At 40.3% G+C, this 14,561-nt stretch carries 29 protein-coding genes; all 29 read left to right on the top strand.

From position 1 onward, the window contains the following. Positions 1-167: 167 nt before the first annotated feature. Positions 168-476, top strand: coding sequence for a 30S ribosomal protein S10 (rpsJ, locus tag H7U01_RS04490; RefSeq protein ID WP_002885653.1), 309 nt, complete (start codon positions 168-170; stop codon positions 474-476). A gap of 114 nt (positions 477-590) precedes the next feature. Beyond that, the gene (gene rplC / locus H7U01_RS04485; RefSeq protein WP_002885755.1) at positions 591-1,217 is read left to right on the top strand and encodes a 50S ribosomal protein L3; all 627 of its coding nucleotides are present in this window, start codon (positions 591-593) and stop codon (positions 1,215-1,217) included. Between the two features lie 24 nt (positions 1,218-1,241). After that, positions 1,242-1,865 carry a 50S ribosomal protein L4 gene (gene rplD, locus H7U01_RS04480; protein WP_002885795.1) on the top strand — a complete coding sequence of 208 codons (624 nt, stop codon included), beginning with the start codon at positions 1,242-1,244 and terminating at the stop codon, positions 1,863-1,865. Then, positions 1,865-2,161 carry a 50S ribosomal protein L23 gene (locus H7U01_RS04475; RefSeq protein WP_002885771.1) on the top strand — a complete coding sequence of 99 codons (297 nt, stop codon included), beginning with the start codon at positions 1,865-1,867 and terminating at the stop codon, positions 2,159-2,161. Before rplD ends, H7U01_RS04475 begins: the two co-directional genes overlap by 1 nt. Before the next feature lie 17 nt (positions 2,162-2,178). Further along, positions 2,179-3,012, top strand: a complete 834-nt coding sequence (gene rplB / locus H7U01_RS04470; RefSeq protein ID WP_002887065.1) for a 50S ribosomal protein L2 — start codon at positions 2,179-2,181, stop codon at positions 3,010-3,012. A gap of 93 nt (positions 3,013-3,105) precedes the next feature. Continuing rightward, the gene (gene rpsS, locus H7U01_RS04465) at positions 3,106-3,384 is read left to right on the top strand and encodes a 30S ribosomal protein S19 (protein ID WP_000533765.1); all 279 of its coding nucleotides are present in this window, start codon (positions 3,106-3,108) and stop codon (positions 3,382-3,384) included. Positions 3,385-3,399: 15 nt separating this feature from the next. Next, a complete protein-coding gene (rplV, locus tag H7U01_RS04460; RefSeq protein ID WP_002887063.1) occupies positions 3,400-3,744 on the top strand; it encodes a 50S ribosomal protein L22 in 345 nt (114 codons plus the stop codon). Between the two features lie 12 nt (positions 3,745-3,756). Continuing rightward, positions 3,757-4,410: a 30S ribosomal protein S3 gene (gene rpsC / locus H7U01_RS04455; RefSeq protein ID WP_002885727.1), complete on the top strand. Its 654-nt coding sequence runs from the start codon at positions 3,757-3,759 to the stop codon at positions 4,408-4,410. 3 nt (positions 4,411-4,413) lie between these two features. Beyond that, on the top strand, positions 4,414-4,827 hold the full coding sequence (gene rplP, locus H7U01_RS04450; protein WP_000960950.1) for a 50S ribosomal protein L16: 414 nt from the start codon (positions 4,414-4,416) through the stop codon (positions 4,825-4,827). Positions 4,828-4,836: 9 nt separating this feature from the next. Further along, positions 4,837-5,043: a 50S ribosomal protein L29 gene (gene rpmC / locus H7U01_RS04445; protein WP_002885754.1), complete on the top strand. Its 207-nt coding sequence runs from the start codon at positions 4,837-4,839 to the stop codon at positions 5,041-5,043. A gap of 27 nt (positions 5,044-5,070) precedes the next feature. Then, complete coding sequence (gene rpsQ, locus H7U01_RS04440; RefSeq protein WP_002885836.1) at positions 5,071-5,331, top strand: 30S ribosomal protein S17; 261 nt, start codon at positions 5,071-5,073, stop codon at positions 5,329-5,331. A gap of 24 nt (positions 5,332-5,355) precedes the next feature. Further along, positions 5,356-5,724: a 50S ribosomal protein L14 gene (gene rplN / locus H7U01_RS04435; RefSeq protein WP_002885711.1), complete on the top strand. Its 369-nt coding sequence runs from the start codon at positions 5,356-5,358 to the stop codon at positions 5,722-5,724. 80 nt (positions 5,725-5,804) lie between these two features. Then, entirely contained in the window at positions 5,805-6,110 is a 306-nt protein-coding gene (gene rplX, locus H7U01_RS04430; RefSeq protein ID WP_002885874.1) for a 50S ribosomal protein L24, read from the top strand. 26 nt (positions 6,111-6,136) lie between these two features. Then, positions 6,137-6,679: a 50S ribosomal protein L5 gene (gene rplE / locus H7U01_RS04425; protein WP_002887058.1), complete on the top strand. Its 543-nt coding sequence runs from the start codon at positions 6,137-6,139 to the stop codon at positions 6,677-6,679. A gap of 17 nt (positions 6,680-6,696) precedes the next feature. After that, positions 6,697-6,882 carry a type Z 30S ribosomal protein S14 gene (locus H7U01_RS04420; RefSeq protein ID WP_001085699.1) on the top strand — a complete coding sequence of 62 codons (186 nt, stop codon included), beginning with the start codon at positions 6,697-6,699 and terminating at the stop codon, positions 6,880-6,882. Positions 6,883-7,004: 122 nt separating this feature from the next. Then, a complete protein-coding gene (rpsH, locus tag H7U01_RS04415) occupies positions 7,005-7,403 on the top strand; it encodes a 30S ribosomal protein S8 (protein WP_002887509.1) in 399 nt (132 codons plus the stop codon). A 126-nt stretch (positions 7,404-7,529) separates the two neighbouring features. Next, complete coding sequence (gene rplF / locus H7U01_RS04410; protein ID WP_002887056.1) at positions 7,530-8,066, top strand: 50S ribosomal protein L6; 537 nt, start codon at positions 7,530-7,532, stop codon at positions 8,064-8,066. An 89-nt stretch (positions 8,067-8,155) separates the two neighbouring features. Next, positions 8,156-8,512, top strand: a complete 357-nt coding sequence (rplR, locus tag H7U01_RS04405; protein ID WP_002885810.1) for a 50S ribosomal protein L18 — start codon at positions 8,156-8,158, stop codon at positions 8,510-8,512. Between the two features lie 18 nt (positions 8,513-8,530). After that, on the top strand, positions 8,531-9,025 hold the full coding sequence (gene rpsE, locus H7U01_RS04400) for a 30S ribosomal protein S5 (protein WP_002885626.1): 495 nt from the start codon (positions 8,531-8,533) through the stop codon (positions 9,023-9,025). Between the two features lie 14 nt (positions 9,026-9,039). Further along, a complete protein-coding gene (gene rpmD, locus H7U01_RS04395; RefSeq protein WP_002885773.1) occupies positions 9,040-9,222 on the top strand; it encodes a 50S ribosomal protein L30 in 183 nt (60 codons plus the stop codon). A gap of 127 nt (positions 9,223-9,349) precedes the next feature. Next, on the top strand, positions 9,350-9,790 hold the full coding sequence (gene rplO, locus H7U01_RS04390; RefSeq protein ID WP_002885849.1) for a 50S ribosomal protein L15: 441 nt from the start codon (positions 9,350-9,352) through the stop codon (positions 9,788-9,790). A 16-nt stretch (positions 9,791-9,806) separates the two neighbouring features. After that, positions 9,807-11,102, top strand: a complete 1,296-nt coding sequence (secY, locus tag H7U01_RS04385) for a preprotein translocase subunit SecY (protein ID WP_002892081.1) — start codon at positions 9,807-9,809, stop codon at positions 11,100-11,102. Positions 11,103-11,233: 131 nt separating this feature from the next. After that, positions 11,234-11,872, top strand: a complete 639-nt coding sequence (locus tag H7U01_RS04380) for an adenylate kinase (protein ID WP_048790850.1) — start codon at positions 11,234-11,236, stop codon at positions 11,870-11,872. A gap of 117 nt (positions 11,873-11,989) precedes the next feature. Next, on the top strand, positions 11,990-12,208 hold the full coding sequence (gene infA, locus H7U01_RS09980) for a translation initiation factor IF-1 (protein WP_001040189.1): 219 nt from the start codon (positions 11,990-11,992) through the stop codon (positions 12,206-12,208). A gap of 25 nt (positions 12,209-12,233) precedes the next feature. Next, entirely contained in the window at positions 12,234-12,350 is a 117-nt protein-coding gene (gene rpmJ, locus H7U01_RS04370) for a 50S ribosomal protein L36 (protein ID WP_000868345.1), read from the top strand. Positions 12,351-12,367: 17 nt separating this feature from the next. Continuing rightward, a complete protein-coding gene (gene rpsM, locus H7U01_RS04365; RefSeq protein ID WP_002885820.1) occupies positions 12,368-12,733 on the top strand; it encodes a 30S ribosomal protein S13 in 366 nt (121 codons plus the stop codon). Positions 12,734-12,759: 26 nt separating this feature from the next. Then, on the top strand, positions 12,760-13,143 hold the full coding sequence (rpsK, locus tag H7U01_RS04360) for a 30S ribosomal protein S11 (protein ID WP_002885718.1): 384 nt from the start codon (positions 12,760-12,762) through the stop codon (positions 13,141-13,143). 48 nt (positions 13,144-13,191) lie between these two features. Further along, positions 13,192-14,130, top strand: a complete 939-nt coding sequence (locus tag H7U01_RS04355) for a DNA-directed RNA polymerase subunit alpha (RefSeq protein WP_002885793.1) — start codon at positions 13,192-13,194, stop codon at positions 14,128-14,130. Positions 14,131-14,147: 17 nt separating this feature from the next. Beyond that, positions 14,148-14,534, top strand: coding sequence for a 50S ribosomal protein L17 (gene rplQ, locus H7U01_RS04350; protein WP_002885709.1), 387 nt, complete (start codon positions 14,148-14,150; stop codon positions 14,532-14,534). Positions 14,535-14,561 lie beyond the last annotated feature (27 nt).

Raw genomic sequence — 14,561 nt, 5'->3', positions numbered from 1 at the left:
CCCTTGCAATGAGTAGGTTCTTTTGTTATTATATTATGGTGCTGTAAATACAGCGCTTAGCTATGATACAAGAGGTTGCGACACGCCTGGTTGCACTGCCACGCAATCCGTGTTGGTTTTCTTGAGGAGCTAGCCTATTATCTTAAATAGACGAAAGAGGAGAAAAAATGGCAAACAAAAAAATTCGTATCCGTTTGAAAGCTTACGAACACCGTACGCTTGATACAGCGGCTGAAAAAATCGTAGAAACTGCAACTCGCACAGGTGCGACAGTTGCTGGGCCAGTTCCACTTCCAACTGAACGTAGTCTCTACACAATTATTCGTGCGACTCACAAATATAAAGATTCTCGCGAACAATTTGAAATGCGTACACACAAACGTCTTATCGACATCATCAACCCAACTCAAAAAACAGTTGACGCTTTGATGAAACTTGATCTTCCAAGTGGTGTGAACGTAGAAATCAAACTTTAATTAAAAGCTTGATTCATTGAGCATAAAAAACGCTCGTTAAAAACTTTTTTGAGCATAAAAAACGCTCATAAAAAACTTTTTGAAAAAACAATAAAGTAAAGGAAATATTTTCTCATGACAAAAGGAATCTTAGGGAAAAAAGTGGGAATGACTCAAATCTTCACTGAAGCAGGTGAATTTATCCCTGTTACTGTCATCGAAGCTACTCCAAACGTTGTGCTTCAAGTTAAGACTGTTGAAACAGACGGTTACGAAGCAGTTCAAGTTGGTTTTGACGACAAACGCGAAGTATTGAGCAACAAACCTGCCAAAGGCCACGTAGCGAAAGCTAACACAGCTCCTAAGCGCTTCATTCGTGAATTCAAAAACATTGAAGGCTTGGAAGTTGGATCAGAAATCACTGTTGACACATTCGAAGCTGGAGATGTTGTTGACGTAACTGGTACTTCAAAAGGTAAAGGTTTCCAAGGTGTTATCAAACGCCACGGTCAATCACGCGGACCTATGGCTCACGGTTCTCGTTACCACCGTCGTCCAGGTTCAATGGGACCTGTTGCGCCTAACCGTGTTTTCAAAAACAAACACTTGGCAGGACGTATGGGTGGCAACCGTGTGACAATTCAAAACCTTGAAGTTGTACAAGTTATCCCAGAGAAAAACGTTATCCTTATCAAAGGTAACGTACCAGGTGCTAAGAAATCTCTTATCACTATCAAATCAGCAGTTAAAGCTGCTAAATAATAAGAAAGGAGAAATCAGTTAAAAATGGCAAACGTAAAACTATTTGACCAAACTGGTAAAGAAGTTAGCACAGTTGAACTTAACGACGCTATCTTCGGTATCGAACCAAACGAATCAGTAGTATTTGATGTCGTAATCAGCCAACGTGCTAGCCTTCGCCAAGGTACTCACGCGGTTAAAAACCGTTCAGCAGTATCAGGTGGTGGACGTAAACCATGGCGTCAAAAAGGAACTGGACGTGCTCGTCAAGGTTCTATCCGCTCACCACAATGGCGTGGTGGTGGTGTTGTCTTCGGACCAACTCCACGTTCATACGGATACAAACTTCCTCAAAAAGTTCGTCGCCTTGCATTGAAATCTGTTTACTCAGCTAAAGTTGCAGAAGATAAATTTGTAGCGGTTGAAGCTCTTTCATTTGCAGCTCCAAAAACTGCTGAATTCGCAAACGTTCTTTCAGCTCTTAGCATCGATTCTAAAGTACTTGTTATCGTTGAAGAAGGAAACAAATTCGCTGAACTTTCAGCACGTAACCTTGCAAACGTAACTGTTGCAACTCCTGCAACTGCAAGTGTACTTGACATCGTAAACGCAGATAAACTTCTTGTTACTAAAGAAGCTATCTCATCAATCGAGGAGGTTCTTGCATAATGAATTTGTATGACGTAATCAAAAAACCTGTTATCACTGAGAAATCTATGGTTGCTCTTGAAGCAGGAAAATACACTTTCGAAGTTGATACACGTGCACACAAACTCTTGATCAAACAAGCAGTTGAAGCTGCATTTGAAGGTGTTAAAGTTGCTAGCGTGAACACTGTAACTGTTAAACCAAAACAAAAACGTGTTGGACGTTACACTGGTTTCACTTCAAAAACTAAAAAAGCTATCATCACTCTTACAGCTGATTCTAAAGCAATCGAGTTGTTTGCAGCTGAAGCTGAATAATCAAAGGAGAAATTAACGTGGGTATTAAAGTTTATAAACCAACGACAAATGGCCGTCGTAACATGACTTCTTTGGATTTCGCAGAAATCACTACAAGCACTCCTGAAAAATCATTGCTTGTTTCTCTTAAGAACAAAGCTGGTCGTAACAACAACGGTCGTATCACTGTACGTCACCAAGGTGGCGGACACAAACGTCACTACCGTTTGATTGACTTCAAACGTAACAAAGATGGCGTTGAAGCAGTTGTTAAAACAATTGAGTATGATCCAAACCGTACTGCAAACATCGCTCTTGTACACTACACTGACGGGGTTAAAGCTTACATCATCGCACCTAAAGGTCTTGAAGTAGGTCAACGTATCGTTTCAGGTCCAGATGCGGATATCAAGATTGGTAACGCTCTTCCACTTGCAAACATCCCAGTTGGTACAGTTATCCACAACATTGAGCTTCAACCAGGTAAAGGTGCTGAACTTATCCGTGCCGCTGGTGCTTCTGCTCAAGTTTTGGGTCAAGAAGGTAAATACGTACTTGTTCGTCTTCAATCTGGCGAAGTTCGTATGGTTCTTGGTACATGTCGTGCAACTATCGGTACTGTAGGTAACGAACAACAATCACTTATCAACCTTGGTAAAGCCGGCCGTAATCGCTGGAAAGGTATTCGCCCAACAGTTCGTGGTTCTGTAATGAACCCTAACGATCACCCACACGGTGGTGGTGAAGGTAAAGCACCAGTTGGACGTAAAGCGCCATCTACTCCATGGGGTAAACCTGCGCTTGGTCTTAAAACTCGTAACAAGAAAGCTAAATCTGACAAACTTATCGTTCGTCGTCGTAACGAAAAATAATTTAGTCGCTTAGCACATAACATCCGCCAACTCGGTAGCGCTTCTTAGTGCAAGCCGCTGTGGTACATTCAATTTAAAGGAGAAAACTACAAAATGGGACGTAGTCTTAAAAAAGGACCTTTCGTCGATGAGCATTTGATGAAAAAAGTTGAAGCTCAAGCAAATGACGAAAAGAAAAAAGTAATTAAAACTTGGTCACGTCGTTCAACGATTTTCCCAAGTTTCATCGGATACACTATCGCAGTTTATGATGGACGTAAACACGTTCCTGTTTACATCCAAGAAGACATGGTAGGTCACAAACTTGGTGAATTTGCACCAACTCGTACTTACAAAGGTCACGCAGCTGACGATAAGAAAACACGTCGTTAATAGGAGGAGGACACAATGGCAGAAATTACTTCAGCTAAAGCAATGGCTCGTACAGTGCGTGTTTCACCTCGTAAAACACGTCTTGTTCTTGATCTTATCCGTGGTAAGAACGTTGCTGATGCAATCGCAATCTTGAAATTCACTCCAAACAAAGCAGCACGCATTGTTGAGAAAACTCTTAACTCTGCTATCGCTAACGCAGAAAACAACTTTGGTTTGGAAAAAGCTAACTTGGTAGTATCTGAAACATTCGCAAACGAAGGACCAACAATGAAACGTTTCCGTCCACGTGCGAAAGGTTCAGCTTCACCAATCAACAAACGCACAACTCACGTAACTGTAGTTGTGTCAGAAAAATAAGGAGGTAAACTCGTGGGTCAAAAAGTACATCCAATTGGTATGCGTGTCGGGATCATCCGTGACTGGGATGCGAAATGGTATGCTGAAAAAGAATACGCAGATTACCTTCACGAAGATTTGGCAATCCGCAAATTCATTCAAAAAGAACTTGCAGACGCTTCAGTTTCAACTATTGAAATCGAACGTGCTGTAAACAAAGTTATTGTTTCACTTCACACTGCTAAACCAGGTATGGTTATCGGTAAAGGTGGATCAAACGTTGACGCTCTTCGCGCTCAACTTAACAAATTGACTGGAAAACAAGTACACATCAACATCGTTGAAATCAAGAAACCTGATTTGGACGCTCACCTTGTTGGTGAAACAATTGCTCGCCAACTTGAGCAACGTGTTGCTTTCCGTCGTGCACAAAAACAAGCTATCCAACGTGCAATGCGTGCTGGAGCTAAAGGAATCAAAACTCAAGTATCAGGTCGTTTGAACGGTGCAGATATCGCCCGTGCAGAAGGATACTCTGAAGGTACAGTTCCACTTCACACACTTCGCGCTGATATCGATTACGCTTGGGAAGAAGCTGACACAACTTACGGTAAACTTGGTGTTAAAGTTTGGATCTACCGTGGAGAAGTTCTTCCAGCTCGTAAAAACACTAAAGGAGGCAAATAACAAATGTTAGTACCTAAACGTGTTAAACACCGTCGTGAATTCCGTGGAAAAATGCGCGGTGAGGCTAAAGGTGGTAAAGAAGTATCATTCGGTGAATACGGTCTTCAAGCTACAACTAGCCACTGGATCACAAACCGTCAAATCGAGGCTGCTCGTATTGCCATGACTCGTTACATGAAACGTGGTGGTAAGGTTTGGATCAAGATCTTCCCACACAAATCATACACTGCTAAAGCTATCGGTGTACGTATGGGTTCTGGTAAAGGGGCACCTGAAGGTTGGGTAGCACCAGTTAAACGTGGTAAAGTAATGTTCGAAATCGCAGGTGTTTCTGAAGAAGTTGCACGTGAAGCGCTTCGTCTTGCTAGCCACAAATTGCCAGTTAAATGTAAATTCGTGAAACGTGAAGCAGAATAAGGAGAAGACATGAAACTTGAAGAAATCAAAAAGTTTGTTGCTGAGCTTCGTGGCTTGTCTCAAGAAGAGCTTGCTAAAAAAGAAAACGAACTTAAGAAAGAACTTTTCGACCTTCGTTTCCAAGCTGCAGCAGGTCAACTTGATCAAACTGCCCGTTTGAACGAAGTGAAAAAACAAATTGCACGTGTTAAAACTGTGCAATCTGAAATCAAATAATAGATTGGGAAAGGAGCAATTCTAATAATGGAACGTAATCAACGTAAAACCCTTGTTGGACGCGTAGTATCTGACAAGATGGATAAAACAATCACAGTTGTAGTTGAAACTAAACGTAACCACCCAGTCTATGGTAAACGTATCAACTATTCTAAAAAATACAAAGCACATGATGAAAACAACGTTGCTAAAGAAGGCGATATCGTTCGTATCATGGAAACTCGCCCACTTTCAGCTACAAAACGCTTCCGTCTTGTAGAAGTTGTGGAAGAAGCTGTTATTATCTAATAAAACTAAAAGGAGACAATTGAAATGATTCAACAAGAAAGTCGCTTAAAAGTTGCTGATAATAGCGGTGCTCGTGAAATCTTGACTATCAAGGTTCTTGGTGGTTCAGGACGTAAATTCGCTAACATCGGCGACGTTATCGTTGCAACTGTTAAACAAGCTACACCAGGTGGAGCTGTTAAAAAAGGTGATGTTGTTAAAGCTGTTATCGTTCGTACAAAAACTGGTGCTCGCCGTCCAGACGGTTCATACATCAAGTTTGATGACAACGCTGCAGTAATCATCCGCGATGACAAAACTCCTCGTGGAACTCGTATCTTTGGCCCTGTTGCACGTGAATTGCGTGAAGGTGGATACATGCGTATCGTATCTTTGGCGCCAGAAGTACTTTAATCTGAATTAACACAAACTTAGTCCCCTGATATATTCAGGGTGCCCATTAGGGCGTAAGAAATAATAGGAGAAATACTCAAATGTTTGTAAAAAAAGGCGATAAAGTTCGCGTTATTGCTGGTAAAGACAAAGGAACTGAAGCAGTAGTTCTTAAAGCTCTTCCAAAAGTAAACAAAGTTGTTGTTGAAGGTGTTGCAATCATCAAAAAACACCAAAAACCATCAGCAGAAAACCCTCAAGGTGCTATCGTGGAAAAAGAAGCACCAATCCACGCTTCAAACGTTCAAGTTCTTGACAAGAACGGTGTAGCTGGACGTGTAGGTTACAAAGTTGTTGACGGCAAAAAAGTTCGTTACAACAAAAAATCAGGCGAAGTGCTTGACTAATCACGAAGGAAAGGAGAAAGTATTAAATGGCTAACCGTCTTAAAGAAAAATACACTAACGAAGTAATTCCAGCTTTGACTGAAAAATTTAACTATTCTTCAGTTATGGCTGTGCCAAAAGTTGATAAAATCGTTATCAACATGGGTGTTGGTGAAGCTGTAAACAACGCTAAAACTCTTGAAAAAGCTGCTGCTGAGTTGGCACTTATTTCAGGTCAAAAACCATTGATTACTAAAGCTAAGAAATCAATCGCTGGCTTCCGTCTTCGTGAAGGTGTAGCGATCGGTGCTAAAGTTACCCTTCGTGGTGAACGCATGTACGAATTCTTGGATAAATTGGTATCAGTATCACTTCCACGTGTTCGTGACTTCCATGGTGTTCCAACTAAATCATTTGATGGACGTGGTAACTACACACTTGGTGTTAAAGAACAACTTATCTTCCCAGAAATCAACTTCGACGATGTTGATAAAGTACGTGGTATGGATATCGTTATCGTAACTACTGCTAACACTGACGAAGAAGGTCGTGAATTGCTTAAAGGCCTTGGAATGCCTTTTGCAAAATAATCTAGGAGGTAAATAAATTGGCTAAAAAATCAATGATTGCTAAGAACAAACGCCCTGCGAAGTTCTCTACGCAAGCTTACACTCGTTGCGAACGTTGTGGACGTCCACACTCAGTTTATCGCAAATTTAAACTTTGCCGTGTTTGCTTCCGTGAATTGGCTTACAAAGGTCAAATTCCAGGTGTTACCAAAGCTTCTTGGTAAAAACATGGTACAATCAATTTAGTTTTACCTAATTTGATTGTATTAAACACAATCTGAGCCTAGCTCAATCATTAACTAGCAAGTGAATTATTCAAACTACTAGTAAGAGGAGAAAATATAAAATGGTTATGACTGACCCAATTGCAGATTTCTTGACACGTATTCGTAACGCTAACCAAGCTAAACACGAAGTACTTGAAGTACCTGCATCAAACATTAAAAAAGGTATCGCTGACATCCTTAAACGTGAAGGTTTCGTAAAAAACGTTGAAGTTATCGAAGATGACAAACAAGGTATCATCCGCGTATTCTTGAAATACGGACAAAACGGTGAACGTGTTATCACTAACTTGAAACGTATCTCAAAACCAGGTCTTCGTGTTTACTCTAAACGTGAAGATGTTCCTAAAGTTCTTAACGGACTTGGAATCGCGATCATCTCTACTTCAGAAGGTCTTTTGACTGACAAAGAAGCTCGTCAAAAGAACGTTGGTGGAGAAGTTATCGCTTACGTTTGGTAAGAAGCTGATACTAAGCACTTATCTCAAATGATTTGTGCGAGTTTCGTTGATTATATTCAATGAAACTCATCCCCGTGAAAACTAGTCACTTTGTGGCTTGATAATCTAACAGGAGAATTAAATACTATGTCACGTATTGGTAATAAAGTTATTACTTTGCCTGCTGGTGTTGAAGTAACAAACAACGATAACGTTGTTACTGTTAAAGGACCTAAAGGCGAACTCACTCGTGAGTTTAACAAAAACATTGAAATCAAAGTTGAAGGCAACGAAGTTACACTTCACCGTCCAAACGACTCAAAAGAAAACAAAACAATCCACGGTACTTCACGTGCAAACTTGAACAACATGGTTGTTGGTGTTTCTGAAGGTTTCAAAAAAGAACTTGAAATGCGCGGTGTCGGATATCGTGCGCAACTCCAAGGAACAAAACTTGTTCTTTCAGTTGGTAAATCTCACCAAGACGAAGTTGAAGCTCCAGAAGGTATTACTTTTGAAGTACCATCTGCAACTTCAATCGTTGTAAGTGGTATTAACAAAGAAGTTGTTGGTCAAACAGCTGCTTACATCCGTAGCCTTCGTTCACCAGAACCTTACAAAGGTAAAGGTATCCGTTACGTTGGTGAATACGTACGTCGTAAAGAAGGTAAAACTGGTAAATAATAGGATTTTATCCTTTTGGCAATTCTTTTTGGATTGTCTCTTTACCAAAAGCTCTCATGAGCAAGCATTATAATTAAGAGGTGAAAATTGTGATTTCGAAACCAGATAAAAACAAACTCCGCCAAAAACGCCACCGTCGCGTTCGCGGAAAACTCTCTGGAACTGCTGATCGCCCACGTTTGAACATTTTCCGTTCTAATACAGGCATCTACGCTCAAGTTATTGATGACGTAGCGGGTGTAACGCTCGCAAGTGCATCAACTCTTGATAAAGAAGTTTCTAAAGGAACTAAAACAGAACAAGCCGTTGTTGTCGGTAAACTTGTTGCTGAACGCGCAGTAGCTAAAGGTATTTCTGAAGTGGTGTTTGACCGCGGTGGATATCTCTATCACGGACGTGTTAAAGCTTTGGCTGACTCAGCTCGTGAAAACGGATTGAAATTCTAATAGGGAGGACACTTAATAATGGCATTTAAAGATAATGCAGTAGAACTTGAAGAACGCGTAGTTGCTATCAACCGTGTTACTAAAGTTGTAAAAGGTGGACGCAACATGCGTTTTGCTGCTCTTGTTGTTGTTGGTGACCGTAATGGTCGCGTAGGATTTGGTACTGGTAAATCTCAAGAGGTTCCAGAAGCTATCCGTAAAGCAGTTGAAGCAGCTAAGAAAAACCTTATCGAAGTTCCTATGGTTGGTACAACTATTCCTCACGAAGTTCGTTCAGAATTTGGTGGAGCGAAAGTATTGTTGAAACCAGCTGTTGAAGGGGCTGGGGTTGCCGCTGGTGGTGCAGTTCGTGCCGTCATCGAATTGGCGGGTGTTGCTGATGTAACATCTAAATCACTCGGTTCAAACACTCCAATCAACATCGTTCGTGCGACTGTTGAAGGATTGAAACAACTTAAACGTGCTGAAGAAGTTGCGGCTCTTCGTGGCATCTCAGTATCTGACTTGGCATAAGAAAGGAGATAACAATGGCTCAAATTAAAATTACTTTGACTAAGTCTCCAATCGGACGCAAACCAGAACAACGTAAAACAGTTGTTGCTCTTGGACTTGGTAAATTGAATAGCTCAGTTGTTAAAGAAGACAACGCTGCTATCCGTGGTATGGTCAACGCAGTATCTCACTTGGTAACTGTGGAAGACGTTAAATAAAAATTGATTTAAGTCGTGAGGGTTCCCTTGCGACTTAAACTGAATTTCATGTATAGGCGAGTTTCTAATTGAGCTACCTTACTTGGTTAGAGGCGCTAGCATTTTACAAAAAGAGGAGAAAATAATAATGAAACTTCATGAATTGAAACCTGCTGAAGGTTCTCGTAAAGTCCGTAACCGTGTAGGTCGTGGTACTTCATCTGGTAACGGTAAAACTTCAGGCCGTGGTCAAAAAGGTCAAAAAGCTCGTAGCGGTGGTGGCGTACGTCCAGGATTTGAAGGTGGACAAACTCCATTGTTCCGTCGTCTTCCAAAACGTGGATTCACTAACATCAACGCTAAAGAATACGCACTTGTAAACCTTGATCAATTGAACGTCTTTGAAGATGGTACAGAAGTAACTCCAGCAGTTCTTAAAGAAGCTGGAATCGTTCGTGCTGAAAAATCAGGCGTTAAAGTTCTTGGTAACGGCGAATTGACTAAGAAATTGACTGTTAAAGCAGCTAAATTCTCAAAATCTGCTGAAGCAGCTATCACTGCTAAAGGTGGTTCAATCGAAGTCATCTAATGAGGGGTAACTCATTATGTTCTTTAAACTATTAAAAGACGCATTGAAAGTCAAAAACGTTCGTAATAAGATTTTATTTACAATCTTCATTATTTTCGTTTTTCGTGTAGGGACTCATGTAACAGTTCCTGGTATCAATGCGGAAAGTTTGAAACAATTAAGTGATTTACCTTTCTTGAACATGCTTAACTTGGTGTCTGGTAATGCCATGAATAACTTCTCTATCTTCTCGATGGGGGTTAGTCCTTACATTACAGCATCAATCATTGTCCAACTTTTGCAGATGGATATTTATCCAAAATTTGTAGAGTGGGGCAAACAAGGGGAAGTTGGTCGTCGTAAATTGAACCAAGCGACTCGCTACATCACTCTTGTTTTAGCCTTTGTTCAATCGATTGGTATTACAGCAAGTTTTAATACTCTCTCATCAATTTCATTGGTTAAAACACCAAATGTTTCAACCTACCTATTGATTGGGACAATTCTAACTGCTGGTAGCATAATTGTGACATGGCTTGGTGAACAAATCACAGATAAAGGTTTTGGTAATGGTGTGTCAATGATTATCTTTTCAGGGATCATTGCTTCTATTCCAAAAATGTTCTCAACAATTTACGAGGATTTCTTTGTCAACGTTCGTTCAGGAGAATTGACTCGTTCATATATCATAGTTGCTTTGCTAATTGTGGTAGGTTTGGCGATTGTCTTCTTTACGACATTTGTTCAACAGGCAGAATATCAAATTCCAATTCAATATACTAAATTGGTTCAAGGAGCTCCAACGAGTTCTTACCTTCCATTGAAAGTTAATCCAGCTGGTGTTATTCCCGTTATCTTTGCTAGCTCGATTACAACAATTCCTAGTACTATTCTTCCATTCTTCTCGAAGGTTACATGGTTATCACACTTACAAGGACTACTCTCGTATAATACACCTAGTGGAATGATTACTTACGCGATATTGATTATCTTGTTCTCATTCTTCTACACATTTGTCCAAGTAAATCCTGAAAAAACTGCTGAAAATCTTCAAAAGAATGGGTCTTACATTCCTAGTGTTCGTCCAGGTCGTGAGACTGAAAAGTACATGTCTTCATTGCTTAAGAGATTGGCAACAATCGGGGCTGTATTTCTCGCGTTTATTTCATTGGCTCCAATTGCGGCTCAACAATTTATGCACCTTACAAGCTCAATCGCGCTTGGTGGTACATCTCTCTTGATCTTGATTTCAACTGGTATCGAAGGTATGAAACAACTCGAAGGTTACCTATTGAAACGTCAGTACGTTGGATTTATGAATCTTGAAGACTAAGTCTTCTCATGAACAATTGAGAGGGAAAGAAAGGTTACTTTCTGTCCCTTCTCTTTTGTTTTTTGATAACTCTACCAATGTTTTTAAACTTTGATAGAGTTATTTGAAAACAAAAATAAGGAGTTCGTAAGATGAATCTTTTAATTATGGGTCTACCAGGTGCTGGTAAAGGGACTCAAGCTGCAAAAATTGTTGAAGAATTTGGTGTAGCTCACATCTCAACTGGTGATATGTTCCGTGCTGCTATGGCTAACCAAACTGAAATGGGTGTTTTGGCCAAATCATTCATCGATAAAGGTGAATTGGTACCAGATGAAGTAACAAACGGAATCGTTAAAGAGCGTTTGGCTCAAGACGACATTAAGGAAAAAGGATTCCTTTTGGATGGTTTTCCTCGCACAATCGAACAAGCTCATTCCTTGGATCAAATCTTGGTTGATCTTGGTTTGGAGCTTGATGGAGTAATCAATATCGAAGTGGATCCATCTTGCCTTCTTGAACGCTTGAGTGGTCGTATTATTCACCGCGAAACAGGTGAAACTTACCATAAAGTATTCAACCCACCAGCTGACTACAAGGAAGAAGACTATTACCAACGTGAAGATGACAAACCAGAAACAGTGAAACGCCGCTTGGATGTGAATATTGCTCAAGGGGAGCCAATTATTGCACATTACCGTGAGCTTGGTCTTGTATCAGATATTCAAGGTAACCAAGATATCGACGATGTATTCGCTGATGTTAAAAAAGCGATTGCAGCAATTAAATAATTATATAATCTTACTTGCGTATCAGACTTAAGCATGTTATAATACTTTAGTCTGACTTATAATTGTTACCTCTGTGCTCAGAGGAAATCAAATCGAAATTTTAGGGGGTACTTTTGCGTGGCAAAAGAAGACGTGATTGAAATTGAAGGTAAAGTTGTAGAAACTATGCCTAATGCTATGTTTACTGTTGAATTGGAAAATGGACACCAAATTTTGGCGACAGTTTCTGGTAAAATCCGTAAAAACTACATTCGTATTTTGGTCGGTGACCGTGTGACTGTTGAAATGAGTCCTTATGATTTGACACGTGGACGCATCACATACCGCTTTAAATAATCGAAATAATTGGAGGGATTGAAACATGAAGGTAAGACCATCGGTTAAACCAATTTGCGAATACTGTAAAGTTATTCGTCGTAACGGTCGTGTTATGGTAATTTGTCCAACAAATCCAAAACACAAACAACGTCAAGGATAATATAGAAAGGAGAAATCATGGCTCGTATTGCTGGAGTTGACATTCCAAACGATAAACGTGTAGTAATTTCACTTACTTACGTATACGGTATCGGACTTGCAACATCTAAGAAAATCTTGGCTGCTGCAGGCGTTTCTGAAGACATCCGCGTTAAAGATTTGACAAATGATCAAGAAGACGCTATCCGTCGCGAAGTGGATGCAATCAAAGTTGAAGGTGACCTTCGTCGTGAAGTTAACCTTAACATCAAACGTTTGATGGAAATCGGTTCATACCGTGGTATCCGTCACCGTCGTGGACTTCCTGTCCGTGGACAAAACACTAAAAACAATGCCCGCACTCGTAAAGGTAAAGCTGTTGCGATTGCAGGTAAGAAAAAATAATTAAAATAAAATAGGAGGTAAAAACATTGGCTAAACCAACACGTAAACGTCGTGTGAAAAAGAATATCGAATCTGGTATTGCTCACATTCACGCTACTTTCAATAACACTATTGTTATGATTACAGATGTGCATGGTAACGCTGTAGCATGGTCATCAGCTGGTGCTCTTGGTTTCAAAGGTTCTCGTAAATCTACACCATTTGCTGCACAAATGGCTTCAGAAGCTGCTGCTAAATCTGCACAAGAACATGGTCTTAAAACAGTTGAAGTAACTGTTAAAGGTCCTGGTTCAGGTCGTGAGTCTGCTATCCGTGCTCTTGCTGCTGCAGGTCTTGAAGTAACAGCAATCCGTGATGTAACACCTGTACCACATAATGGTTGTCGTCCTCCAAAACGTCGTCGTGTGTAATCTTTAATAACAATAGTACACAAGGTTCGTTTCGAGGGAGTATAATAAATGATTGAGTTTGAAAAACCAATAATAACAAAAATTGATGAAAATAAAGATTACGGCAAATTTGTCATCGAACCACTAGAACGTGGTTATGGTACAACTTTGGGTAACTCTCTTCGTCGTGTACTTTTGTCATCACTTCCAGGTGCTGCCGTAACATCAATTAAGATTGATGGAGTACTCCACGAATTTGATACCGTACCAGGCGTCCGTGAAGACGTGATGCAAATCATCCTTAATATTAAAGGACTTGCTGTAAAATCTTACGTCGAAGACGAAAAGACAATTGAACTTGATGTCCAAGGTCCAGCTGAAGTTACTGCTGGAGACATCTTGACTGATAGCGACATTGAAATTGTTAACCCTGATCATTATCTTTTCACTATCGCTGACGGCGCTTCTTTGAAAGCGACTATGACAGTAGCTACAAACCGTGGTTATGTTCCAGCAGATGAAAACAAGAAAGACGATGCACCAGTGGGAACATTGGCTGTAGATTCAATCTACACACCAGTGAAAAAAGTCAATTATCAAGTTGAACCTGCCCGTGTAGGTAGCAATGATGGTTTTGATAAATTGACAATCGAAATCATGACAAACGGAACAATCATCCCTGAAGATGCCCTCGGTCTCTCGGCTCGCGTTTTGATTGAACACTTGAACTTGTTTACTGACCTTACTGATGTTGCTAAAGCTACTGATGTAATGAAAGAAACTGAAAAAGTGAACGATGAAAAGGTGCTTGACCGTACCATCGAAGAACTTGATTTGTCTGTACGCTCATATAACTGTTTGAAACGTGCCGGTATTAATACCGTTCATGATTTGACAGAAAAAACTGAGCCTGAAATGATGAAAGTCCGTAACCTAGGTCGTAAATCTCTTGAAGAAGTCAAAGTTAAGTTGGCTGATCTTGGACTTGGACTCAAAAACGATAAATAATAATATAGGAGGATAACATGGCTTACCGTAAACTTGGACGCACAAGCTCACAACGTAAAGCGGTTCTTCGTGATTTGACTACAGATCTTATCATTAACGAAGCAATCGTTACAACTGAAGCACGTGCTAAAGAAATCCGTAAAACAGTTGAAAAAATGATTACTCTTGGTAAACGTGGTGATTTGCACGCACGTCGTCAAGCAGCTGCATTTGTACGTAACGAAATTGCATCTGAAAGCTATGATGAAGCAACTGATAAATATACATCAACAACTGCTCTTCAAAAACTTTTCTCAGAAATCGCACCTCGTTATGCTGAACGTAACGGTGGATACACTCGTATCCTTAAAACAGAACCACGTCGTGGCGATGCTGCCCCAATGGCAATCATCGAACTTGTTTAATTTTTATCAATTTTGTTGAGTGTTATG

The organism is Streptococcus sp. 21.1 (genome assembly GCF_016648635.1).
GTDB lineage: Bacteria > Bacillota > Bacilli > Lactobacillales > Streptococcaceae > Streptococcus.
This window is presented reverse-complemented; position numbering and strand designations above follow the sequence as displayed.